The sequence below is a fragment of the Arthrobacter sp. Hb9-2 genome (assembly GCF_059091165.1).
Window position 1 is genome coordinate 1 of sequence record NZ_JBNHGJ010000116.1, and the last position, 255, is coordinate 255.

The window sequence follows — 255 nt, forward strand, 5'->3', positions numbered from 1 at the left end:
ATCCGGGCTCGTATCCAAGCAGCCGCGCAGGCCCCGGCGATTCAATCTCTACCGAATGTTGCAGCGAAGAAAACCGCGCTGGAAGCGGCAACCAGACAACCACCGGAACCCGATAGCTCCCGCTTTGAATTCGAAGCGAAGAGAAAAGGGCTCTCGGACCTGATCGCCAAGGACGAGCAGGCACTCAAGACTCTACAAAATGCGATGAACGATCCGTTCGAGGTGAGCTGGGCAAGACGACAGGGGCAATCCCTC

General features: G+C 57.6%; 1 protein-coding gene. It reads left to right on the plus strand.

The window, feature by feature from the left end:
• Positions 1-255, plus strand: a 255-nt coding sequence (locus AC5RV1_RS21460; protein ID WP_493995966.1) for a hypothetical protein, incomplete at both ends; no start/stop codon positions are given.